Annotated in this window: 24 protein-coding genes and 1 pseudogene; 9 read left to right on the forward strand and 16 right to left on the reverse strand. The window is 61.8% G+C overall.

Annotated features, from left to right (window positions below; genetic code table 11):
* Positions 1-55: 55 nt before the first annotated feature.
* The 4 genes from LDN75_RS01365 to LDN75_RS01380 form a co-directional block, all read right to left on the reverse strand.
* Positions 56-892, reverse strand: a complete 837-nt coding sequence (locus tag LDN75_RS01365) for a carbohydrate ABC transporter permease (RefSeq protein ID WP_223935411.1) — start codon at positions 890-892, stop codon at positions 56-58.
* Positions 889-1,848 carry a sugar ABC transporter permease gene (locus LDN75_RS01370; protein WP_223935412.1) on the reverse strand — a complete coding sequence of 320 codons (960 nt, stop codon included), beginning with the start codon at positions 1,846-1,848 and terminating at the stop codon, positions 889-891. Before LDN75_RS01370 ends, LDN75_RS01365 begins: the two co-directional genes overlap by 4 nt.
* Positions 1,849-1,854: 6 nt before the next feature.
* Positions 1,855-3,150, reverse strand: a complete 1,296-nt coding sequence (locus LDN75_RS01375; protein ID WP_223935413.1) for a sugar ABC transporter substrate-binding protein — start codon at positions 3,148-3,150, stop codon at positions 1,855-1,857.
* A gap of 104 nt (positions 3,151-3,254) precedes the next feature.
* The gene (locus LDN75_RS01380; RefSeq protein ID WP_223935414.1) at positions 3,255-4,409 is read right to left on the reverse strand and encodes an aminotransferase class V-fold PLP-dependent enzyme; all 1,155 of its coding nucleotides are present in this window, start codon (positions 4,407-4,409) and stop codon (positions 3,255-3,257) included.
* Between the two features lie 326 nt (positions 4,410-4,735).
* Here LDN75_RS01380 and LDN75_RS01385 point away from each other — a divergent pair, with 326 nt between their 5' ends.
* Entirely contained in the window at positions 4,736-5,428 is a 693-nt protein-coding gene (locus LDN75_RS01385; RefSeq protein WP_223935415.1) for an FCD domain-containing protein, read from the forward strand.
* A gap of 10 nt (positions 5,429-5,438) precedes the next feature.
* On the opposite strand, the gene LDN75_RS01390 is transcribed toward LDN75_RS01385, so the two are convergent.
* From LDN75_RS01390 to LDN75_RS01400, 3 genes are read right to left on the reverse strand one after another with little or no spacing between them, the layout of a single operon-like run.
* Positions 5,439-5,705, reverse strand: a complete 267-nt coding sequence (locus LDN75_RS01390; protein ID WP_223935416.1) for a Rho termination factor N-terminal domain-containing protein — start codon at positions 5,703-5,705, stop codon at positions 5,439-5,441.
* A gap of 25 nt (positions 5,706-5,730) precedes the next feature.
* Entirely contained in the window at positions 5,731-6,393 is a 663-nt protein-coding gene (locus LDN75_RS01395; protein ID WP_223935417.1) for a DUF6766 family protein, read from the reverse strand.
* A 31-nt stretch (positions 6,394-6,424) separates the two neighbouring features.
* Positions 6,425-6,964 (reverse strand): DUF6328 family protein, encoded by a 540-nt coding sequence (locus tag LDN75_RS01400; protein ID WP_223935418.1) that lies wholly within the window; start codon positions 6,962-6,964, stop codon positions 6,425-6,427.
* 115 nt (positions 6,965-7,079) lie between these two features.
* Between LDN75_RS01400 and LDN75_RS01405 the strand changes: the two genes are divergently transcribed.
* Positions 7,080-7,346, forward strand: coding sequence for a hypothetical protein (locus LDN75_RS01405; RefSeq protein WP_223935419.1), 267 nt, complete (start codon positions 7,080-7,082; stop codon positions 7,344-7,346).
* A gap of 179 nt (positions 7,347-7,525) precedes the next feature.
* On the opposite strand, the gene LDN75_RS01410 is transcribed toward LDN75_RS01405, so the two are convergent.
* A complete protein-coding gene (locus LDN75_RS01410) occupies positions 7,526-7,696 on the reverse strand; it encodes a hypothetical protein (protein ID WP_223935420.1) in 171 nt (56 codons plus the stop codon).
* A gap of 328 nt (positions 7,697-8,024) precedes the next feature.
* Between LDN75_RS01410 and LDN75_RS01415 the strand changes: the two genes are divergently transcribed.
* From LDN75_RS01415 to LDN75_RS01420, 3 genes and pseudogenes are all read left to right on the forward strand, one after another.
* Positions 8,025-8,504 (forward strand): DNA starvation/stationary phase protection protein, encoded by a 480-nt coding sequence (locus LDN75_RS01415; RefSeq protein WP_223935421.1) that lies wholly within the window; start codon positions 8,025-8,027, stop codon positions 8,502-8,504.
* 42 nt (positions 8,505-8,546) lie between these two features.
* Positions 8,547-8,693, forward strand: a pseudogene (locus LDN75_RS24245) (DNA topoisomerase IB); the annotation flags it as partial.
* 54 nt (positions 8,694-8,747) lie between these two features.
* The gene (locus LDN75_RS01420) at positions 8,748-9,503 is read left to right on the forward strand and encodes a DNA topoisomerase IB (protein WP_223935422.1); all 756 of its coding nucleotides are present in this window, start codon (positions 8,748-8,750) and stop codon (positions 9,501-9,503) included.
* Between the two features lie 14 nt (positions 9,504-9,517).
* Here LDN75_RS01420 and LDN75_RS01425 read toward each other — a convergent pair whose 3' ends face one another.
* The 6 genes from LDN75_RS01425 to LDN75_RS01450 all read right to left on the reverse strand — a co-directional run bounded on the left by LDN75_RS01425 (position 9,518) and on the right by LDN75_RS01450 (position 16,614).
* Positions 9,518-9,796, reverse strand: a complete 279-nt coding sequence (locus LDN75_RS01425; protein WP_223935423.1) for an HPr family phosphocarrier protein — start codon at positions 9,794-9,796, stop codon at positions 9,518-9,520.
* Positions 9,797-9,830: 34 nt separating this feature from the next.
* Positions 9,831-11,555, reverse strand: coding sequence for a phosphoenolpyruvate--protein phosphotransferase (gene ptsP, locus LDN75_RS01430; RefSeq protein WP_223935424.1), 1,725 nt, complete (start codon positions 11,553-11,555; stop codon positions 9,831-9,833).
* A gap of 61 nt (positions 11,556-11,616) precedes the next feature.
* Positions 11,617-13,659, reverse strand: a complete 2,043-nt coding sequence (locus LDN75_RS01435; RefSeq protein WP_223935425.1) for a fructose-specific PTS transporter subunit EIIC — start codon at positions 13,657-13,659, stop codon at positions 11,617-11,619.
* 2 nt (positions 13,660-13,661) lie between these two features.
* Positions 13,662-14,648, reverse strand: a complete 987-nt coding sequence (locus LDN75_RS01440; protein ID WP_223935426.1) for a hexose kinase — start codon at positions 14,646-14,648, stop codon at positions 13,662-13,664.
* Complete coding sequence (locus LDN75_RS01445) at positions 14,645-15,436, reverse strand: DeoR/GlpR family DNA-binding transcription regulator (protein ID WP_223935427.1); 792 nt, start codon at positions 15,434-15,436, stop codon at positions 14,645-14,647. Before LDN75_RS01445 ends, LDN75_RS01440 begins: the two co-directional genes overlap by 4 nt.
* A gap of 749 nt (positions 15,437-16,185) precedes the next feature.
* On the reverse strand, positions 16,186-16,614 hold the full coding sequence (locus LDN75_RS01450) for a hypothetical protein (RefSeq protein ID WP_223935428.1): 429 nt from the start codon (positions 16,612-16,614) through the stop codon (positions 16,186-16,188).
* 172 nt (positions 16,615-16,786) lie between these two features.
* On the opposite strand from LDN75_RS01450, the gene LDN75_RS01455 reads away from it, so the two are divergent.
* From LDN75_RS01455 to LDN75_RS01465, 3 genes are all read left to right on the forward strand, one after another.
* Positions 16,787-17,581, forward strand: coding sequence for a GAF and ANTAR domain-containing protein (locus LDN75_RS01455; protein ID WP_223935429.1), 795 nt, complete (start codon positions 16,787-16,789; stop codon positions 17,579-17,581).
* A 281-nt stretch (positions 17,582-17,862) separates the two neighbouring features.
* Positions 17,863-18,321, forward strand: a complete 459-nt coding sequence (locus LDN75_RS01460; protein WP_223935430.1) for a hypothetical protein — start codon at positions 17,863-17,865, stop codon at positions 18,319-18,321.
* 39 nt (positions 18,322-18,360) lie between these two features.
* Entirely contained in the window at positions 18,361-19,506 is a 1,146-nt protein-coding gene (locus LDN75_RS01465) for a glutamate--cysteine ligase (protein WP_223935431.1), read from the forward strand.
* 18 nt (positions 19,507-19,524) lie between these two features.
* Here the strand turns inward: LDN75_RS01465 and LDN75_RS01470 are convergent, their stop codons facing one another.
* Both LDN75_RS01470 and LDN75_RS01475 read right to left on the reverse strand, forming a co-directional pair.
* Positions 19,525-19,926 (reverse strand): VOC family protein, encoded by a 402-nt coding sequence (locus tag LDN75_RS01470; protein WP_216922497.1) that lies wholly within the window; start codon positions 19,924-19,926, stop codon positions 19,525-19,527.
* A 10-nt stretch (positions 19,927-19,936) separates the two neighbouring features.
* Positions 19,937-20,386, reverse strand: a complete 450-nt coding sequence (locus LDN75_RS01475; protein WP_223935432.1) for a helix-turn-helix transcriptional regulator — start codon at positions 20,384-20,386, stop codon at positions 19,937-19,939.
* Between the two features lie 25 nt (positions 20,387-20,411).
* Between LDN75_RS01475 and LDN75_RS01480 the strand changes: the two genes are divergently transcribed.
* Complete coding sequence (locus LDN75_RS01480; RefSeq protein WP_223935433.1) at positions 20,412-21,035, forward strand: phospholipase; 624 nt, start codon at positions 20,412-20,414, stop codon at positions 21,033-21,035.
* Positions 21,036-21,191 lie beyond the last annotated feature (156 nt).

The raw sequence follows: 21,191 nt of genomic DNA on the forward strand, positions 1-21,191 counted from the left end.
CGCGTTTAGGGCGACCAAAACGCGCACAAATGCGACCCAGTTGGGTGCGTTCGACTCAGCCCTTGACTGACCCGGCCGTTAGTCCTTGGACAATGAACTTGCTTGCAAAGGCAAAGATTGCCAGCGTTGGAACGACCGTCAGGACCGCCGCGGCGGACATCGACCCCCAGTCAATGTTGAAGCTCGAGATGAACCCGGCCAACGCCGTCGGAATCGTCTTGTTACTATCGCTGTTCATCAAGGTCACCGATAAGAAAAGCTCATTCCAGCAGTTAACAAAGTTGAAGACGAAGCTTGCCGCCACGCCGGGCAGCATCACTGGAACCAAAACCCTGAACAACGCACCCAGCCGCGAACAGCCATCGATCATCGCGGCCTCTTCCAAAGCGTCAGGAACGTTCTCGAAGAAACCCCGGAGCATGATTGTGCAAAACGGAATGCAGATCGCGATGTAAATGAGGATCAGCCCGGTCTTGGAATCTACAAGGCCCATATTGGTCATCATCAGATACAGCGGCCCCAAGGCAATGAAGCCTGGAATCATCTGGGTGATCAGGAAGGCCCCCAACACCGCGCCGCGACCTGCAAAGTGGAACCGAGCCAGGACATACGCCGAGAGCAAGGAGATCAGAGTGGCCACCGTCGAAGCTACCAGGGCAACTACCAAGCTGTTGAGCATGTACTGGCCGAAATCCGACTTGGTGAAAAGCCCGACGTAGTTTTCGAAGGAGAGCTGCCGGGGCCAATAGTCCAACGGCAGCGAGTAAATGGCGCCGGGTTCCTTCAAAGACGTCAGGATGATCCAGTACAGCGGGAAAACCGTGGCGACGAGGCACGCTCCCAGGAAGACGAATTTACCCACACGCCCTATGAAGCTCTGCTGATTGATCATCGGGCTTCCTTTCGAGGACGGACGGCCATGAGGTAAAAGACGGCGAAGAGGGCAAGCGTGAGGACGACGATCAGCCCCAGGGCGGAAGCCTTCCCGTAGTCCCCCTCCTGGGTAATTTTGATCATGTACGTTGTGATGATGTGCGTCTGGTCAGCCGGACCGCCGCCTGTCATGGCGAAGATGATGTCCGGGAAATTGAAGATCCAGATCACCCTCAGCAGGATGGTCAAAGCCAACGTGGTAGCGATGCTCGGCAGCGTGATGTTGAGGAACGTGCGTACCTTCCCGGCTCCGTCCAGCGCTGCGGCCTCGTACATTTCGTCGGAGACGGACTGCAGTGCGGCGAGGATCATGATGGCGAAGAACGTGACGCCGTACCAGATGTTGGCAATGATGATGGCGGTCATCGCGAATCCGGGGTCCGAGAGCCACGGGATGGGCGAGTTAATGATCCCCGCCTTCATCAGCAAGTCGTTGACCACGCCAAATTCCGCGTTGAACATCCACCGGAACAGCATGCCGATCAGGAATCCGGACACTGCCCAGGGGAAGAAAATCATGGCCTGGTAAGCCCCGCGCATCCTGAACTTTCGCTTCAGGAATAACGCCACGGCAAAGCCAATGACCACCTGCGGCACCAAGGAACCAACCACCCACACCACCGTGTTTCGGACGATCCCCCAGAATTCCGGCGTTTCGAGCAGGCTTGTGAAATTGCCAAACCCTACCCACGAGGTGTCGGAAAGATCGTTCAGGTTCCAGTTGCGGAACGCCATCTGGCTGCCTGCGATCATCGGGTAGTAGGTGAAGATGCCGACGAACACTGCAGCCGGGGCCAGGAAGATCAGCAGAGTGAAGGCTGTCCTGGGATTGAAGCGCTTCTTGGGCTGAGAGCCGGTGCCCGCCACGGACCCGGCATCGGCCTTCTTCGAGGGGAGCTTGGTATCGAGGCTCACCGGAACCTAGCCTGCCCACTTTTGAGACCAGTAAGTGTCCCAGCTGGCCAGCAACTCGCTCGTGGACATCTTCCCGGTCAGGACGCGCTGGAGTTCACCGTCGGACTTCTTGATCCATTCGCTCCACCAGGACACGCTTCGCGGCTGGACAGCGGAGACATAGGTCTCCGGATTTTCCGTCATCTTGACGTAGGCGGCCCAAGGACCGGTGCTGTAGAAACTGTCCTGGGCGGCGGACTTCAAGGTCGGCACCAGGCTGTTGTCCTTGCTGAACGTGGTTGCAGCGTCGCCTTGTGCGAGGTACTTGATGAGTTTCACGGCCTCGGGCTTGGATGTGGATGCGGCGGCAATTCCCCAGCCGGCAGATGCCACGGGTTGAATGGCTTTCCCGCTCGGTCCTATCAACAGCGGAGCCACGTTCCACTGGTCCTCCTTGATGGACTTGGATTCCCGCACGGTAGCGATGACCTCAGGGTCCTGGAGCAGGAACGAGGTAGAGCCGTTGCTGAAGCCCTGCACCATTTCCGGGTAACCCCAGGCGACTGAGGATGGCGGCGAACCCTTCTTGAAGAGATCAATGTAGAGATCCATGGCCTCTTGCGCTTTGGGCGAGGAGAAGATCGTCTTGCCGCTGGTCAGCTTGAAGGCGTTTTCCTTGTCGATCTCGTCAGCCACGTAGGCCTCGATGATGGCGACGGCGTTGGAGTTGGCGTTGGTGCCCCCGCGGAATGCGTAGCCGAACTTGTTCTCTGCCGGCTTGTTGATGGCCGACGCTTGCTCCAGCATCTCGGACCAGCTGGCAGGTGGCCCGGAGAAGCCGGCCTCTTTGACCACGTCGGAACGGTAGAACAGCGAAAGCCCGTAGAAGCCGTAAGGAATGTAGTACGTCTTGCCGTTCTGCTTCGAATACGTGACGGCGTTGTCCGTCAGGTTGTCCCAGCCCTCCCAGCCTTTGAGGTCGGCCGACATGTCATACAGCCACTCGTTGGCACCGAACGATCCCACGGTGATGTCGCGGGCCTCGACGACGTCGATTCCCTTGCCGGACTGGAGCATCTGCTGGATCTTCTGGTCTGCTTGATCAGTTGGCGGAGAGATGAGGTCAACTTTGATGTTCGGGTTCGCTTGCTCGAAGCCGGAAATGAGCTTCTTCAACGTGTCTGTCCGTGTCGGATTGGTGAGGCTCTCCACCATTTTCAGCGTGACTTTTCCGTCTTTGGCGGGCTCGGCGCCGCCACATCCGGCAAGCGCAAGGACGGCCGCGAGACCGGCTGCGGCAGACATGATGAATCTTGATTTCACGTGGATCCTCCAATGACTTGGTGAGCGTGGGTAATCGCTGCCCCGGCGGGGCGGCATGGTCGGTGGTGGCTAAGTTGGTGACTAGATTGCTGGCAAGGTCGTGGTTAGCGGGAGCGGGCGAGCCGGACGAGCTCCGGGACCGCCCTTTCCGCAAAGGTTTCGTAGTCCTTGGGCGAGTTGTACAGGTGTGCCGAGAGCCGCAGGAAGCCCTCGCCGTTGAAGGTGGTGACGGCCGTTTCGATATCCAGCCGATCGGAAATGTGGGCACGGACGGCATGCGAATCCTCGTGTGTGGTGGCGAGGCCTTTCGGCAGCCGGACCAGGCGCAAGGGACCCACCGGCATGCCGACCTTGACCGTAGGATCCTCGCCGGTGACGTCGGCAAAGGCGCCGGCAATCAGGGTCTGTCCGTAGTCGCACAGTTCACGGGCGTAGCTGCGGAAGGTTGCCCAGCCGTAACGCTCCTCGATGGTGTCGAACGCGGTGCGGGCGGCCATCCACGCGGTCACGTCCTGCGTTCCGACATGGTCGAAATTCTCCGGGAAGTCGTAGGGGAAGCCCCACGAATCGATCAGGGGTTCCAGCATCTTCGCCGCTGGGCCGCGTGCTACGAGCGCCGCTGTTCCCCGCGGCGCGCAGGCGAACTTGTGGAGATTTCCTACCCAGAACCCCTCGAAGTCCGGTACGGGGAACTTCATCACGCCCGGTGCGTGGGCTGCGTCCACCAGGACCGGCACCCCAAGGCGGGAAGCTGCTTGGGCGATCGCCTCGACGGGGAAGGCCCGGGCCGTGGCGGACGTGATCTGGTCGACCACGATGAGGGCTGTATTGCTGGTGACCTCGCCCATGACAAGGGAACAGGCGGTCCCGGCGTCCGCGTCGAGAGGTATATCGGCGATCCTCACCCGGCCACCGTTCCTGCGGGCAACGCGCTCTGCGCCCTGCAACACCGCACCATAAGCGTGGTTTGTGGTCACAATTTCGGCGCCGGGCTCGAAGCTCAGCGAGTTGTATACGGTGCTGACGCCAGCGCTGGCATTGTGCACGAGGGCGGTGTCCTGAGCCGTGACGTTGAGGAACTCTGCGATCTCTGTCCTCGCCGTGGCCACCAGTTCGAACTGACTCATAAACCACGGGCACGGATTCTGGTCCATGTGTGCCTTGAGGCTGAGCTGCTTGGCCTGGGCTGCGCGGGGGACGGAGCCGTAGGACCCGTGGTTGAGGTGGACCTTGGACGGCGTGAGGCTCCAGTCGGCCATGGAGGGTTCGCCCTCGGGGGTCAACATGGGATGCGGGGCCGTGAGCGGCGCTGGGAGCACGATGTCCTTCGGGGTCGGGGTCGGGGTCGGGGTCGGGGAAGGGGGAACGCTCTGTAAGTTACATCACAGCCGGCCCCAAGACAACGGACAATCACAAATAGTCATAAGATGACTTTGTGGATTATGCCGGAATAGCTGCCAATTTTACGGGATTCTCGGAGTATAGGTACGATGTCTTGTCGTTTGAGGTATGACAATGAGGCTCATCGACTCAGGCGCCGCGAGCGTGCGGTAGCGTGTTACGAGTATCTGAAGGAGGCGACGTATTGGGTGCTGTCGAAACGGCCATGCAGGGCCTAAGAAACAAGATTGCCTCTGGCGAACTCGCGGCTGGGCAGAAATGCCCGCCGGAAGCCGAGTTGGCCGCCCAGCTTGGTGTATCGCGGAGCTCCCTTCGGGAGGCTGTGCGGGCGATGTCTGCCTTGGGCGTAATGGAGTCACGGCATGGCTCGGGAACTTATGTGTCTTCCCTGGAGCCGACGGTTATTCTCCAGAATTTTGCCCTCTTGGTGGACCTGCTTCCGCTGGACGGCCTGCTGGAACTCTTCGAGATCCGAAGGTTGATGGAATCACACGCTGCAGCTACCGCCGCGGCGAATGCCACGCCGGAGGTCCTGGCCAAGCTGAAGGCGCTCGTTGAAACCATGGAGGCTACGGATAGCCCTGCCGAATATTCCGAACTTGATTCACGCTTTCATGAAGAAATCTGCCGCGCGAGCGGCAATTCGACTCTCGCGGCACTTGTCCGCCTGTTCCGTTCCCGCGGTGGACACTTCCATATCTTCGACGGCAAGGTGGGAGCCCAAGTCCGGGAAGGCAGCACGGCCGGGCACAGCGCAATCGTGGACGCGATAGCCCGTAGGGACCCTACGTTGGCAGCCACCGCGACGGCCGCGCATATTGCCCAGACTGAGTCCTGGCTCAAGAAGTTGCGGCCTGCCCCGAGGTTGCAGGATTAGACCCGCGTGCCTAGTGGTTCCGCAGCATTGAAATGATCTCGGACTTCTTCTTGCCGGAGTAGCCCTTGATTCCGAGTTCCTTGGCGCGGGACTTCAGTTTGTCCACTGTCCAATCGTCGTAGTCGCCGGACTTGCCCCCCTTGCGCCCTACTTCCTTGCGCCCCTGCTTGGCAGCAGCATTTGAAATGCGGGCCGCTTTTTCCTTGGAGGCGCCATCATCCCGGAGCTCTTCATAAAGCTTCGGGTCCTTCAAACTTGAATTCTTCTTTCCAGGCATGGCGTGTTTTCCTTTTGCGTATTGATTATGCGCCTGTCTCATAATGTGGCTCGGCTACGGGTTTGGACTCCGGCGAGCCACGTTCCCGGAGGTACACGGATGCGCCTACCAGCACAGCCACGGCAAGAAATTCGCTCTGCCAATTCTGGAAGGATTCGAACCAGAACTGGCTGGATCCGATGTACTCCCACGTGGATACTTCGGGCAGGCCATGGCTGAGTTGCTCTTCGTTATAGGCGGCCGTTCCGCCCACCGCGTGCATAGTGAACGAGGCCAGGAAAAGCAGGCCCAACAGGCCCGAAAGTGAGTGCTCGTAGACTTTCAGCACCCAGCCTCCGCGCCGCACAGGCCAAGGAGTCTTGACGGACTTCCTGGCTTCCCGTGGATCTTCGTCCTGCGGAGCAGGCTTCCCCACAGGCTTGGATTCGGAGGAGCCCTTCTGGAACAGGAACACCGTCAGCACCACGTACATGGCCATTTGAAGGAATTCCGACTCCCAGTTTTCAAAGACGGCTTCCACGAAGTTTCCAGTGCCCAGATACCCCAAAATGCCCACGGGCTGGCCGCCGTGGGTCTGCTGCTCTTCGCTGTAGGTGGCTGCCCCGGAAATCATCATCCCGGCCAGGAATGCAACGAACAAGCCGACGTTCGCGAGCAGCAAGCCATGGTCCTTGATCCATTGACGCACCGGTTCTCCCTTTGTTGAAACATCCTGGTGTTTAGTTGCTCGCAGCATTTTGCTCAGTGCCCGTTTCCCTGTTGCCGTTGCCGTTTTGCAGCGCGCGCCGTTGCAGCCACAGAGGCATTGCCACAACCAGCACCAGCAGGACGAGGATGATGAGGCTGCCTGCAATCACCGCAGCAATCCGGCCAGCTGTGACATCGAAGACCAAGGTGGCTGAGCCCACGATCAAGATGGCTACACCGGCCAATGCCCATTTGGCAATGGCATCGGCGCTGGAGACGAGTGTCGCCTTGAGCCCCCTGCGGAACAGTCTCCGGTGCACGCTGACCGGAAGCAGGATCAAGGCGGTGGTGAGGGCTGCTGCCATGACGTTGAAGAGGTAGAGGCCGCGTTGCCAGTCGTCCAGGTGCGCAAAGCGCGCTTGGAAAGGCAGCGTCAGCAGGAATCCGCCCAGGATCTGTACACCGGTCTGGAGCACCCGCAGTTCCTGGATCAACTCCATCCAGTTGCGGTCCATCCGTTCTTCAACGGATTCGTTCCTGCCGGTCCTGGGAACCTGTTCCGGCTCTACCATTCGTACACCTCCAGATAGCTATTGGTGGACGACGACAGTACACCGGGCTACGGTCGAACTGTCAGCATTCCTCGAACATTTTTCGGGGCCTCAGAGCATTTCCAAGGAGGAAGCAATGAGTCAGGACGAACACCGGGTTAACCCGGAAGACGCTGCCGGTGGTTACGGCACGCCAACACCCGAGCAGGAATTGCCAGGACAGGGGTCGGAGCGCGAAACGCCGGAACGGCCCTCACCGGGAACGCCTCCCGGGCCGGGGGAGCCTCCTGAGGGCAGCCCCACTCCGGAAGACCCGGATACCTCTCCCGTTCCCGAATCACCGGACGAATTCCCCACACCGCGGGATCCTGACGCTGCGCCACCTCCCAGCACGGGCGGTTAAAGAACCAGCACGGGCGGCTGAAGCACCCTTTCAGGAGCAGGTATCGGGTGCCGGATGCGCCGGAGGACTGCCCCTGCCTGCAGTTCCACTGCAGTGGGGCAGTCCTCACGTTCCGCGGTATTCATCGGCAGGCCGACCATAGTACTTGGCCGGTGCGGGTCATTGTCGCGGTGCGTGCCCTATACCGTATGTCCCCTGCGGCCCGACATGAAGCTGAGCAGCCAGCCGATAGCTGCGATGACGAGGAGGACGACGCCTACCCACAGCAGCCAGTTCAGGGCCGACGAGAAGCCGCCCACCAAGAGAAGGACAATTGCAACTACACCAGCAATGATCAGAAGCGTGTTCATGGTCAGCACATTCCTTTCTGGGGGAATCCGCAAAGAATCTCTTGGATTCCTGACTATGCATTCCTATTTACTTCGATTTATTTGTACGGGTACTTGGGAGCGTTCCACCGCCTCCAAGTGCCTTGTATCGCTACCACTTCCGGCCCTCACCGTGGGGTGAAGTTCGCCCGATGTGAACAGCAACACTCTTCATTGTACTACTAAGCAACCTTATGAAAGAGTTATTGAAGTCGCCACTTGATGATTAACCTACGTCGAAGGAATTCGACACCAGGGTTTTTCGCTTGCACGACCGTCCAACTTGCACGCCGTCCAAGGAGAGGAACACATGAAAGCGTCACAGCAGCTTGCAGACAACCTTCAAATCGTCCTGACAGACCTGATTGAGCTACAACTCCAGGGAAAGCAGGCGCACTGGAACATTGTTGGTCCGAACTTCCGGGACCTCCACCTCCAGCTGGACGAACTCGTGGCCGCCACCCGGAAATTCGCGGATGACACAGCCGAGCGGATGAGGGCACTTCACGCCCTGCCGGACGGCCGCAGCGGGACAATCTCGGCCGGAACACGCCTTGAAGAATTCCCCGGCGGGCTGGTCAACACCAAGAATGCCGTCAAGCTGGTCACGGACCGTGTGGAGCGCACCGTCCAGACCATGCGGGACGTCCATGACGAGGTGGACGAAGAAGACCCCACCACGGCGGACCTCCTTCACGAGTTCATCGCCCGGCTGGAGCAGCTCGTCTGGATGATCAACGCCGAGATCATGAGTGCCGGAGCCGCCGTCACGGATCCCGACGAAGCCTAGTGCAGGCCGGGTCCGGACCCTATACCGGTTAGGCAGGCGAACGTGCCAAGGCTGCGGCGAAGTGATCTTTCCAGGCCCGGTATCGAACGCCGTCGGGCCGGCAAAGGATTCAGTTACAGGTATCCCGATGGAAGTCTGGTAAACCAAGAGGATCGCCAGCGCATTAATGCGCTGGCGATCCCGCCTGCGTGGACCGAGGTGTGGATTTGTCCGGATGGCAATGGGCACATCCAGGCCACGGGGGTGGACGCGGCAGGTCGGAGCCAGTACATCTACCACCCCCGGTGGCGGGAACGCAAAGACACCGAGAAGTTCCAGCGGGCGGCAGAGCTGGGCTCGGCTTTTCCCTCGGTCAGGCGTGCCGTCACGGTGCACTTGAAGGACGCGTCTTCGCCTAAGCAGCAAACGCTGGCTGCGGCCGTCAGGCTTATGGACCTCGGCGCTCTCCGCGTGGGTTCTGAAAGCTACATGCGTCAGAACGGCTCCTACGGACTCACCACGCTCAGGTGCAGGCATGCCCGCGTCAAGGAGAACGCGGTTGCCCTGAAGTTCCCTGGCAAGAGCGGGCAGTGGTGGGACATGTCCATTCAGGATCCCGCGCTGGCGGCCTTCCTTGAACCGCTGGCAAGGCGACCAGGCAAGGACCGCTTGCTGGCCTACAAATCCGAAGGTTCCTGGGTTTCCGTGGATGCTTCCATGATCAACGAGTATCTGCGGAGCATCGCCGGAGCAGCGTACACGTCCAAGGACTTCCGGACCTGGAAGGGGACCGCGGCCGCAGCCTTATCCCTCTTGAAATCCGAAGGCACAATGACACGCCCCCAGGCTTTGGTGAAGGCCATGAAGGACGCAGCCCACCTGCTGGGCAACACTCCCACAGTGGCGCGTACCTCGTATGTCGACCCCAGGATCGTGGAGGCATTTCTGTCGGGAGAGTTGCAGCAGGTAAATCCGACCGAGGGCTCGGTCGCTGCGTTCCTGATCGGGAAGCAGAGCTAGCTGGGCTTCGCGCCCTACTCGGCGTCGTGGTCTGTTTCGAGGATCTTTACCAGGCTGTCCAGGGCCGCTTCTGCGCCCTCGCCTTCGGCGCGCAGCACTACGACGTCACCGTGGGAGGCACCCAGGCTCATGAGGGACAGGATGCTTGCTGCATCCATGGCGTCATCGGCCGGCTCGCCTTCACGGGCAATCGTGACCTCGAGGTCAAGGTCGCCGGCGGCTTCAGCGAAGATGGCTGCCGGGCGTGCGTGGAGGCCGACGCGGCTTGCGATGGTGGCGGTACGTTCAGGCATTGGTGCTCCTTTGATGTGGGTGGTTGGGGGAATTCTAGAGGCCGAGCTCGTCCAGGATGGGAAGCTGGGCCCGGACTGTGCTGCGCGCCGCGGCTGCGCTGGGTGCGGCCAGAGCGGTTGCCGCGAGCTGCCGCGCCTGGGCAACGGTCACCGTGGCAAGCACGGCTGCGACGGCGGCCAGCGCCCGCGCGCTCATGGACAGCGTCGCTACGCCGAGTCCAACGAGTACGACGGCGAGGGCTGGGTCCGCTGCTGCCTCACCGCAGACGCCAACCGGCTTAGCCGTGCCGCATTCGCCGCTGACCTGCGCGGCGCCGTCGGCCGTTAGCTTGACCAGCTGCAATACTGCAGGCTGCCACGGATCGTTCAGGGTGGCGAGCGGCCCAAGCTGGCGGTCCGCTGCCATGGCGTACTGGGTGAGATCGTTGGTACCCAGCGACGCGAAGCTGACTTCGCGCAGGACTGTGGCGGCAGTGAGGGCCGCCGACGGCACCTCGACCATGACGCCCGGTGTCTTGAGGCCTGCAGCCGCACAAAGCGTGGCGAACCGCGCGGCCTCGTCCGCCGTCGAAATCATGGGGGCCATGACCCAGACCTCGGCGCTGTTGGCCGCCTCGGCTGCGGCAATGGCTTCCAGTTGCCGCTCGAGGACCCCGGGGGAGGTGAGGTCCGTCCGGTACCCGCGGACACCGAGCGCGGGGTTGGGCTCGTCAGCGTTTGTCAGGAAGGGCAGCGGCTTGTCTGCGCCGGCGTCGAGCGTGCGGACAACCACCTTCTTTCCAGGGAAAGCGGCGAAGACTGCGCTGTAGGCGGCAATCTGTTCCTCCACAGTGGGTTCGTCGTCCCGGTCCAGGAAGCAGAATTCAGTGCGCAGCAGGCCCACGCCCTCGGCCCCTGCGTCGGCGGCCTTGACCGCGTCCGCGCCCGTTCCGACGTTGGCGAGCAGCGGCACACGGAAACCGTCGGCCATGGTGTTGGTGCCGCTGAACGCCGCAAGCGTGGAGGCCTGGGTGGCCCAGGCTTTGGCGGCCAGGCGCAGGTCCTCACCGGGCTCAGCGGTGATGGAGCCGGCAGCGCCATCCACATAGACCTCGGTACCGTCGGCGATCTCGTCCACGCCCAGGGCGGCGACCACGGCGGGCAGGCCCAGCGCGCGGGCCAGGATGGCCGTGTGGGACTGTGGGCCACCGCTGGAGGTAATCAGCGCGACTACCTTGGATGGGTCCAAGGTGGCCGTGTCCGCGGGAGCCAGGTCCTCCGCGGCCAGGATGAACGGAACGTCGGAGGCCGGGATGCCGGGGGCAGGCAGGCCGCGCAGTTCCGAGACGATGCGAGCCCGGACATCCAGGACGTCCGCCACACGCTCTGCCATGTAGCCGCCCAGGTTCTTAAGGGTCTCGGCAACCGTGCCGCCGGCCTCCCAGATGGCACGTTCCGCAGTCCGTGCACCGCCTGGCGCATCAGGGGACAACAGCTTGATGGCCGATTTCACCAGCATGGGGTCGGCGGCCATCAAAGCCGTTGCTTCCAGTACTTCTTTGCCTTCCCCGCTGGCCGTAGCCGCGCGGGCCCTCAGTTCCGCCTGGACCGCCTTGGCAGCGTCCTTGATGCGCTGCCCTTGCGATTCAACGGTTACGTCGGCAGGAATGGTGACTGTCCCGTGCATCTGCGATGCGGGTTCCTGGACCGGTTTCGGCATCTGCTTTACCGGTGCCAGGACGCGCCCGGGGGCAACGCCTACGCCTGAGAAGGTCTGCATGTATCTGGTCCTCTGATTGCTTAGGTGCTGTTGGGCTGACGGGGTTTTTGCGTGCTGGCGTTTACACGCCCGCCGCGACGGGAACTGCCTCGGCCTCAACCGGCTTGCGGACAGCCCAGCGCTTGAGGGCAATTACCAGGAGCGCGGTGATGACTACACCCACAGCGATGGACAGGAAGAACAACAGGAAATTGTCGATTGCGAAGAACACGAAGATGCCACCGTGCGGTGCCTTGGACGTGACCGCAAATGCCATGGACAGTGCGCCGGTTACTGCGCCACCCACCATGCTGGCAGGGATGACGCGGAGCGGGTCTGCGGCTGCGAAGGGGATGGCACCTTCGGAGATGAAGGATGCACCCAAAAGCCAGGCGGCCTTTCCGTTTTCACGTTCGGCCAAGGAGAACAGCTTCTTGTCCAGCACGGTAGCCAGGGCCATGGCGAGCGGCGGAACCATGCCCGCAGCCATAACGGCGGCCATGATCTGCCACGGTGCCTGGTTTGCCACAGTTGCCGTGCCGAGGCCCGCAACAGCGAAGGAGTAGGCAACCTTGTTGACAGGGCCACCGAGGTCGAAGCACATCATGAGGCCGAGGATGACGCCGAGGAGGATGGCGCCAGCGCCGGTCAGGCCCGAGAGGCCAGCGTTGAGTGCCTTGGTCAGGGCCACGATCGGAGCGCCGAGAATCAGGAACATGAGGCCGGAGGCCACGAGGGAGGCGAGCAGCGGGATGATGACCACCGGCATCAGGCCACGCAGCCAGCGGGGAACATCGAGCTTGCCGATCTGGAAGGCGATGTAGCCGGCCAGCAAACCACCAACAATTGCCCCCAGGAAGCCTGCGCCCATGAACCCGGACACAGCACCGGCAACAAAACCGGGGGCAATGCCGGGACGGTCAGCGATGGCGTAGGCGATGTAGCCAGCCAGCGCGGGAACCAGGAATCCGAGGGACAGCGCGCCGATCTTGAACAGCACAGCACCGATATAGGCTCCCAGCGGTCCCCAAGCGAGTGCCGGGTACTCGGTAGGCAGGTTGAAGATGCTGTTGTTGGCGAGCATCTTATCCGCGAAGCCGGTGATGTCGTATCCACCCAACAGGAAGCCCAAGGCGATCAGCAGGCCGCCACCGGCAACGAACGGGATCATGTACGAAACACCCGTGAGGAGTGCGCGCTTCAGCTTCTGGCCGATGTGCTCGCCCTTTTCCTCAGCAGCACGCTCGGCCTGTTCCTCAGCGCCAAAGTGCGGGACGCGGCGGGCGTGCGGGTCATCCGCAGCGGCCAATGCCTCCTGCACCATCTTGGTGGGTTCATCGATGCCGCGCTTGACGGGCGCGTTGATGACCGGCTTCCCGGCGAAGCGCTCCTTGCCACGGACATCGACGTCCACCGCGAAGATCACTGCGTCAGCAGCAGCGATGATGGCCGGATCCAACGGCTTTGCGCCGGAGGATCCCTGCGTCTCAACCTGGAGGTCGATACCCATTTCCTGGGCTGCGGCAACGAGCGAGTCAGCCGCCATATAGGTGTGGGCGATGCCAGTTGGGCACGCGGTCACGGCGACGATGCGCTTGGGTCCGGCAGGCGCCGTCGTGGTTGATGCGGCAGTAGCTTCAGCCGGGGCAGGTTCGGATGCAGCTGCAGCCGGTTTGTCCGCCAAGGCCCCATCCACCAGGTCCACGATGTCCTGTTCCGTGGATGCGGCGCGCAGTGCTGCCGTGAAGTCCTTCTTGATGAGCGAGCGGGCCAGCTTGGAGAGGAGCTTCAGGTGCTCCTGGTCAGCGCCTTCCGGTGCCGCGATGAAGAAGATGAGGTCCGCGGGGCCGTCCTTGGCGCCGAAGTCCACCTTGTGGGACAGGCGGGCCATGGCGAGGGCAGGTTCCGTGACTGCATTGGAGCGGCAGTGCGGGATGGCGATGCCGCCGGGGACGCCGGTTGCGGTCTTCTGCTCACGGGCGAAGGCATCGGTGAAGAGCCCTTCAACCTCGGAAGCACGGCCAGCGGCGGCGACCTTGCCGGCCAGGACGCGAATGACGTCGGCGGGGGAGCCGCCCAGGTTCTGGTCGAGGATGACCAATTGGGGTGTGATCAGCTGGGTCACTGTTAGTCCTTCTGGAGGGCCGTGATGGTTACGGCGTTGGGGGTTGTCTGGTGGACTGCAGGGACAGTGGAGCCCGGCAGCGAAGCAGCAGCGGCACCATGTGCCACGGCCTGACGAAGGCAGTCCTGGGCGGAACCGCCTTGGGTAGCAGCCAGCAAGTAGCCGGCCAGTGCAGAATCCCCGGCGCCCACCGTGCTGACGGCCTGGATGGGCGGATGCGTAGCAAGCCACGCCCCATCAGCCGTCACCAGGATTGCGCCCTTGGATCCGAGTGTTGCCAGAACGGCGCCCACACCGCTTTCGACGACGGCGGCAGCAGCTTGGGCGGCTTTGGCCGGGTCTGCTTCCAGTTCGTCAGCGGTGGAGACATTGGTGAAGCCGGCAGCGGCCGCGAGCTCTGCGAGCTCTTCCGCGTTGGGCTTGAGGAGATCGGGTTTTCCTGCGGCATCGCCTGTCAAAGCTGCCGCAAGCGGAGCCCCGGAGGAGTCGATGGCGATGCCGGGGGCGGCCGTTCCATCAGCGGTCGACCGAAGGCGACGTGTGATTGTGGCGTAGAAATCCGCGGGCACTCCTGGTGGGAGCGAGCCTGCGAGAACCACCCAGCTGGCGCCACGGGAGCGCTCCAGCAGCAGCCCGATCAGGGCTTCCTGCTGTTCGGGGCTCAGCTCCGGGCCGGGTTCGTTGATCTTGGTGGTGACGCCGTCCGGTTCGGTGAGGGTGACGTTGCTGCGAAGCGCCTCACCGATAGGCAGCGCGGCGAACGGCACGCCGCCGTCGTGCAGCCCTGAAAGGACCGGGTCCGAGTCGGCGCCCGGCAGGACGGCCAATGTTTCGAGGCCGGAGGCCACGAGGGCGCGGGAAACGTTAACGCCCTTTCCGCCGGACTCCTGGTGGACGGCGACAGCCCGCTGTACTTCGCCGCGGGCCAGTGGCGCCGGAAGCTCCACTGTGCGGTCCAAGCTTGGATTGGCGGTCAAGGTGACGATCATGCGATCACCACGTCTACGCCGGCCTCGGCCAGGGCTGCGGCGAGTTCCGCGGAGGGCTCACTATCTGTGATCAAAGTGTCAACATCCTTCAGGGTGGCGAACTGGACCAACGTCTCGGCGTCCAGTTTGGAAGAATCGGCCAATGCCACGACGCGGCGGGCTGACTTGACGAAGGCGGCTTTTACCGCGGCTTCTTCAGGATCTGGCGTGCTCAGCCCGAAGGTGGAGTGGATGCCGTTGGCACCGACGAACGCGATGTCCGGACGAAGCTTGTAGGCGGCCTCCACCGTGGACTGTCCGACGGCGGCCTGGGTCAGCCCGCGCACGCGGCCACCCAGGATCTGGAGGGCGATGCCGGCTGTGGAGGACAGCTTGCCGGCAATGGGAATGGCGTGGGTGATGACCACGAGTTCCTCGTTGCCGTTGGCTGCGGGTGTCCGCTGGGCGAGCAGGTCTGCCAGGGTCTCGGTTGTGGAGCCTGCGTCCAGCAGGATGCTGCCGGTGGTGAGCTCGGGTATCAGGGCAAGTGCGGCCGCAGCGATGCGGTGTTTCTCGGACTGGCGCTGGATTGCGCGTTCCAGGATGCTCTCCTCACGGGTGCTCAAGCGGTCCGAAGGGACGGCCCCGCCATGAACGCGGCGCAGGCTCCCTGAAACTTCAAGGGCTGCCAGATCCCGGCGGATGGTCTCCGTGGTGATGCTGAAACGGTCGGCGAGGTCAGTGACGCTCACCCGTCCGCGCTCGGCGACGAGTGCGGAGATCAGTTGTTGGCGCTCTTCAGCGAACACTTACCCTCCATTGCGGTAAAGCCATTTGTCAGTGCAGCCGCATCAGGTGACTGCTGTCACAACGATGTGGAATTGCTTGACTCTATCTTTGTTTATGTTGGTAAGTCAATAGAAACCAACACAAACAAAGATTGCTGTTGGGGGGATGGGCAGTGCTGTTGCGATGATGGGTAGTTCCGGGCACACCAAAGGGCATGCCACACTCCCTGTAGTGCGACATGCCCTTCCTTCGGATCCTGACTGGGGGATTCGCCGGGATCCGGTCTATGGGGTTGGAAACCTTCGCGTGCGCCTAAAGGGCGGGTGCGGGCGGTTCTCCGGGAGCTTGCCCGGGGCCTGGCGGTGACGGCACTGTTGGCCCCGGCGTCGGATCCGGTACGGGGGGAGGCCCCGGCTCGGGCAACGGAACGGGTTCAGGTGTGGGACCCGGCTCCCTGGTGGGATCGGGATGAGAAGGGTCCGGCGGGAATCCACTCAAGGTCAAACGCTCCTCAGATGACTAGCCCGCCGATGAAGCTCGCGCGCGACGCTTGAGGAGTACCGGGAGGAGTCCCACCCGGAGGTGGGGTAGTCGATAGGAAGATTGTCCGGGTCCGGTGGATCCGGCAGCTTGTGCTTTCTGACCGGCCTGTGATCAGAATCGGTAACTCGAGACTCGTCCCTCTTTGATTCGGTCTGCATGTTTTCCTCTCTGTGCGTCCGCCTCTGTCAAAACTGGATTTCGTAGCTCACGGAGTCTGGGTGACACGTTAGTCCGGGATTTCCATGTGGAAGCCGCATGGGCAGCCGAGGATCCGGGTATTGATGATGACCTCGTACATGCGTAGTTGGCTGCCGGGTTTCAATACAAGAGGAGCCTGGATCCGCCGCCGTTCGCAGCTGGTGGTCCTCATGGGTTCGCCGCAATGCAGATACTGGCCTCCAAATTGGAGTATGCCCTGGGAGCCCCCGGGCCGGTTCAGGACGACTGCCACCCTCTGGACGGTGGCAGTCTGGTCGTAGGAGTAATTGCAGGTGCGGCATTCGTAGGCAACATCCACCGTGTTGGGTGCGGGAGGGTAGTGGGATTGGATCGAGTCCACCACCAGATGCTGGTCGGAATTGCAGCGCGTACACCATAGGGGCTCGTCTGGTTGATGGGCTTCGTCCGGAACTCTGGACGCGGGCTGGGCCGACATGGATTCACCTCTGCATTGTGAATGCGTGGTGCCCGTCTGCATGAGCGGTAAAGCCTGTCCGGCGAAGCGGACGTAGCTAGATTGTGCACATAGGTGTACCGCAGATGCAAGGATTCCAGTGCTTGTTCTTCGAGGGCTAACGAGATGGGACTGGACGATCGTAGACTGAGGCATGGACGAAATGCACGTTGATTTTGCGGTGCCGGACGATGTCCCAGCCCGGCCAGATACTGCCCCGCCACTCGACGATGTTTCAGTGCCTGAACAACTTCAGGACCTCGTCATTGACAGCGATGATGTAGCGGGTTTCCTGCACGATCTTGCAGTCTTCTCCGCGGCCTCCGTTTCCGAAGCCGTGGGCCTGGATGTCCTGTGCGGGATCACGTTGAGCAGGCGCCGCCGGTCTGCCACTGTGGCCGGGAGCACCCATGAAGCGAGGCTGATCGATGAAGTTCAGCAAGCTTACGGCGATGGTCCCTGCCTGGAGGCCATGCGAAGCCACAGCACGGTGCATGTTCCCGATACTGCCACTGAGGAAAGATGGCGTGATTACTGCACTGTCATTGCAGAACGAGGGCACCTCTCGGCCCTCTGCGTGCCGCTGGAGTTGGATGAGGGAGCTACCGCCGCGCTGAACTTCTTCGCCCCGAAAGCCAATGTGTACGACGACGAGACCATCCGGAATTGTGAGCTGTACGCCAGCCAGGCAGAACGCTCGCTGAGGTTGGCCGTCAGGATTGGCATCAAGCAGCAGCACGCCGATGACCTTCAGGTTGCCATGCAGTCAAGGACTGTCATTGACCTGGCTTGTGGCATCATCATGGGCCAAAACCGCTGTAGCCAGGACGAGGCGTTCAAGATCCTCACCAAGGCATCCAACGGCCGCAACCAAAAACTCAGGGACGTGGCTGAGCAGCTCATCAAGACCGTGGCCAACGAAGCACCCGTGGCCCACTTTGAGCCGTAGGCCGTAGTTCCTGGGCCTGGATCGGACCTTGCACACTTGTGACGCCCGCCACTAGTGAACTACATTCATAGGTGGGTTAAGCAGATAGCCCTTGGAGACTCATGACTTGGAGCCATCCAAGATGGTCCAAGAACTGCACCTGAAGCTGTGGCCACTATCGGCCGGCTCGCCGCGTGCATCCATGCAGGCCTCCTTGAGGAGCAATCAGCTTCTCCCGACGCGATTCAATATGTTGTCGGAAGCCACCTCACGGTGGATACGTGCATAAAAGGAGAATGGCAATGACGCTTGGTTCCCCGATTCCCGCCCCGAAACCTGTGGTTGGGGCGAAACCCGCAACTTTTGACACCGCCACCCGGCCTTGGTGCACAGTTTGCGATACTGATTCGTACATTTTCGTTGAGACCGTTGTAGAAGCAGAGCCGAACCAGTCCGAAATCGTTGAAGTCAGCTACACCTGCAGTGAGTGCGACACTTTTTACGCCCACCCCGTGCCCCTGGCCGAACTCGTACCGGAGATCCAAACCGAATTCCTGTCTACGTCCGCAGCGGGCCTGTGGTTCAGCTGCACGCATTGTGGCGAGCCCATGACGCTGGGACGTCCCTCCGAAAGCATCATCGAGGCACCCCGGAGCACGGATGATCCGGGCGGCCCGAGCCTGCTCGAGGTCTACCTGCAAACACAGGTGCTCCATTGCCGTTGCGGCTTCCAGATGGAGGTTCCGCGCCACGTCGGATAGCTACGGTCGCTAATTTCATTACTGCGGGGAGGGGTGGCTATGCGCACATTTGGCGTCGAGGAAGAGTTGCTGATCGCAGATCCCGTTGACGGGATGCCGCTCCCGTTTGCCGCGGGCATCCTGGACATAGCCGCCCAACCCCACATGAACACAGCCAGCAATCCGGAGGCCGGTGAATCCCTCAAATCGGAGTTCAAACAGGAACAGATTGAGGTCAATTCCCGGCCCTGCCGGACGGCAGCGGAGCTTCGCGACGAGATCCGCCTTGGGCGGGCGTTGGCCGACTCCGCTGCGCGAACCTTGGGGGCCCGGGTGGCAGCCTTGGCCACGCCCCCCGAGTTCCACGCGACGCCCACCTTGGGCAACCCACGCTATGCAACCATGGGAACCGAGTTCGGACTCATTTCGCGCGAGCAGCTCACGTGCGGATTCCACGTCCACGTGGCCATCGAATCGCCGGATGAAGGGGTGGGCATCCTGGACAGGATGCGCCAATGGCTGCCGGTGCTCCTTGCCTTGAGTGCGAATTCCCCGTTCTGGATGGGCTCCGACACAGGCTTTGCCAGTTACAGGACCCAGATTTGGAACAGGTGGCCCACTGCTGGGCCCATGGATGTCTTCGGTTCGGCGGAGTGCTACCGTACGGTGCTCGGGAACCTTCTGCGCACTGGCGTCCCCCTGGATGAGGGCATGATCTACTTCGATGCCCGTCTTTCCAGGGGACATCCCACCGTTGAACTCCGCATAGCGGACGTCTGCTTGTACGCGGAAGATGCCCTCACCATCGCGGTGATTGCCCGGGCTCTAGTAGAGACCGCGGCAACGCAGTGGCGTAAGGGGGAGCCGGCGTCGGACGCTTTGACCAGCCTGTTGCGCATGGCTAACTGGCGGTCCAGCCGCTTTGGCATCAACGATCAACTGATTCATCCGATGGACCAACGACCCTATCCTGCCGCCGATGTGGCAGGGGCCTTGCTGCGGCATGTCCGCGGGGCGCTGACAAAATCCGGCGACCTGGCACTGGCGCGCGCAGGCGTGGCGAAGATCCTTCGTCGCGGAAGTGGTGAGCGCTTGCAGCGCCAGGCCTACAGCCGGCGGCTTCGTTTGTCCGACGTCGTTTCTGCCGCCATCGCATCGACGCATGAGTACGGCGAGCGTTCGAACGCTGGACTACTGAGCCACTAGTGTACGGATGCTTGTGCGTTAGCCCTGGTTGATGCGGATCATGTTGCCGGACGGATCGCGGAAGGCGCAGTCGCGGGGACCCCAAGGCTGCACAATCGGTTCCTGGAGGACTTCGGCGCCCGAGGCGCGCAGCTTTTCAAACGTGGCGTCAAGATCGTCCGTGTTGAAGACGAGCATGGGCATGACGCCCTTGGTGAGCAGCTCCTGGATGGCGTCGCCATCAGCCTGGGAGCGGCCCGCGTGTGGAGGGGACAGGACGAGTTCGAGGTCGGGCTGGGCATCGCTGCCGAGGGTAACCCAGCGCTGGCCGTCCGAGCCGACGTCGTTCCGGACTTCCAGGCCGAGGGCGTCGCGGTAGAAGGCGAGCGACTCATCGACATCGTTGACGGTGACGTGTGCGTACTTCAATGAAATGTTCATGTCTCACACGCTATTGCAGCTGTGGCTCGGGCGCTTCTTCAATCCTGCTCAGGTTGTTGTTGCCCTTTCTTTCAGGGCGGGTGTGCTGCTTGGCGATGCAGGTGGGCATCGCCTTCACAGCGTGGTGTTCGCGGGAACGGTACTCGCTGGGCGTTATGCCCACGATCTCCGTGAAGCGTGAGCTGAAAGAGCCCAGGGACGTACAGCCCACCTCCATGCACGCATCCGTGACGCTGGTTCCCGTCCGCAGCAAGGCCATGGCCCGTTCGATGCGCCTGGTCATGAGGTAGTTGTACGGCGATTCACCGTAAGCTGCCTTGAACTGGCGGGAGAAATGCGCAGGCGACATGAGGGCGCCGGCTGCCATGGTGGGAACATCCAAGGGCCGCGCGTACTCGCGATCGATGAAATCGCGGGCGCGCCGCAGATGGGCCAGGTTGGCCAGTTCCTGCGGTGTCATGGGGCCAGTCTACTAGGCTCGTCCCATGGATTCAGTGGTCTGGTCGAAGCCAGAAAACGAGCGCGCGGGCACTCCGTTGCTGGTAATGATGCACGGCTACGGCACCAGTGAGCAGCGCATGGTGGAGCTGTTTCCGTATCTTCCCCCAGAATTCACTTGCGCGGCGCTCCGCGGCCCCAAGGACATCGGCGACCACTACGGCTGGTTCCTCCTGGACTACTTCCTGACCAACGACTTCGCCGATGTCATTGCCTCCACCAACTCCGTCTTCAACTGGATCAACACCGTGAAGGAGAACCACAGCAGCGTCAGCTTGCTGGGCTACTCGCAGGGAATGGCCATGGCCAGCACGCTCCTGCGGCTGCGGCCCCACGCCTTCAAGGCAACGGTGGGGTTGTCCGGCTTTGTCCTGGACAACGACCTCCTGGCGCTCAGCGAATCCTTTGAATCGCGTCCGCCCTTCTTTTGGGGCCGCGATAAAGCGGACCCGGTGATCAACGAAGACGCCATCGCCCACACCCAGGAGTGGTTGCAGGCGAACGTAGCCCTGACGGCGCGTACCTACCCGGGAATGGGTCACAGGATCGAGCCGCCGGAGCTGGTGGACGTCAGTGCGTTCCTTAGGTACTACGTACTAAATGAGCACTGACGTTCCTGAAACAGGCCCCGGATTAGACGGCATCAGCGGGCCAGAATCAATCTTTCCGTGAGATTCGCGTCACAAATTCGTATTCGGCCACACACTATTGAATGACAAAATTGTAAGCGCTTACACTTTTGGCTTGCGGCCGCCCCAATGTGGAGT

It is taken from the genome of Arthrobacter sp. StoSoilB5 (genome assembly GCF_019977235.1).
Taxonomy (GTDB): domain Bacteria; phylum Actinomycetota; class Actinomycetes; order Actinomycetales; family Micrococcaceae; genus Arthrobacter.

What these genes read in the sequence shown, in the direction of transcription:
- LDN75_RS01425 (WP_223935423.1), bottom strand. Translation starts at nt 9,796, where the DNA reads ATGCCTGAACGTACCGCCACCATCGCAAGCCGCGTCGGCCTCCACGCA.
- LDN75_RS01455 (WP_223935429.1), top strand. Translation starts at nt 16,787, where the DNA reads ATGGACGAAATGCACGTTGATTTTGCGGTGCCGGACGATGTCCCAGCC.
- LDN75_RS01390 (WP_223935416.1), bottom strand. Translation starts at nt 5,705, where the DNA reads ATGCCTGGAAAGAAGAATTCAAGTTTGAAGGACCCGAAGCTTTATGAA.
- LDN75_RS01440 (WP_223935426.1), bottom strand. Translation starts at nt 14,648, where the DNA reads ATGATCGTCACCTTGACCGCCAATCCAAGCTTGGACCGCACAGTGGAG.
- LDN75_RS01415 (WP_223935421.1), top strand. Translation starts at nt 8,025, where the DNA reads ATGAAAGCGTCACAGCAGCTTGCAGACAACCTTCAAATCGTCCTGACA.
- LDN75_RS01460 (WP_223935430.1), top strand. Translation starts at nt 17,863, where the DNA reads ATGACGCTTGGTTCCCCGATTCCCGCCCCGAAACCTGTGGTTGGGGCG.
- LDN75_RS01400 (WP_223935418.1), bottom strand. Translation starts at nt 6,964, where the DNA reads ATGGTAGAGCCGGAACAGGTTCCCAGGACCGGCAGGAACGAATCCGTT.
- LDN75_RS01475 (WP_223935432.1), bottom strand. Translation starts at nt 20,386, where the DNA reads ATGACACCGCAGGAACTGGCCAACCTGGCCCATCTGCGGCGCGCCCGC.
- LDN75_RS01380 (WP_223935414.1), bottom strand. Translation starts at nt 4,409, where the DNA reads ATGGCCGACTGGAGCCTCACGCCGTCCAAGGTCCACCTCAACCACGGG.
- LDN75_RS01480 (WP_223935433.1), top strand. Translation starts at nt 20,412, where the DNA reads ATGGATTCAGTGGTCTGGTCGAAGCCAGAAAACGAGCGCGCGGGCACT.
- LDN75_RS01450 (WP_223935428.1), bottom strand. Translation starts at nt 16,614, where the DNA reads ATGTCGGCCCAGCCCGCGTCCAGAGTTCCGGACGAAGCCCATCAACCA.
- ptsP (WP_223935424.1), bottom strand. Translation starts at nt 11,555, where the DNA reads ATGCAGACCTTCTCAGGCGTAGGCGTTGCCCCCGGGCGCGTCCTGGCA.
- LDN75_RS01465 (WP_223935431.1), top strand. Translation starts at nt 18,361, where the DNA reads ATGCGCACATTTGGCGTCGAGGAAGAGTTGCTGATCGCAGATCCCGTT.
- LDN75_RS01365 (WP_223935411.1), bottom strand. Translation starts at nt 892, where the DNA reads ATGATCAATCAGCAGAGCTTCATAGGGCGTGTGGGTAAATTCGTCTTC.
- LDN75_RS01405 (WP_223935419.1), top strand. Translation starts at nt 7,080, where the DNA reads ATGAGTCAGGACGAACACCGGGTTAACCCGGAAGACGCTGCCGGTGGT.
- LDN75_RS01410 (WP_223935420.1), bottom strand. Translation starts at nt 7,696, where the DNA reads ATGAACACGCTTCTGATCATTGCTGGTGTAGTTGCAATTGTCCTTCTC.
- LDN75_RS01470 (WP_216922497.1), bottom strand. Translation starts at nt 19,926, where the DNA reads ATGAACATTTCATTGAAGTACGCACACGTCACCGTCAACGATGTCGAT.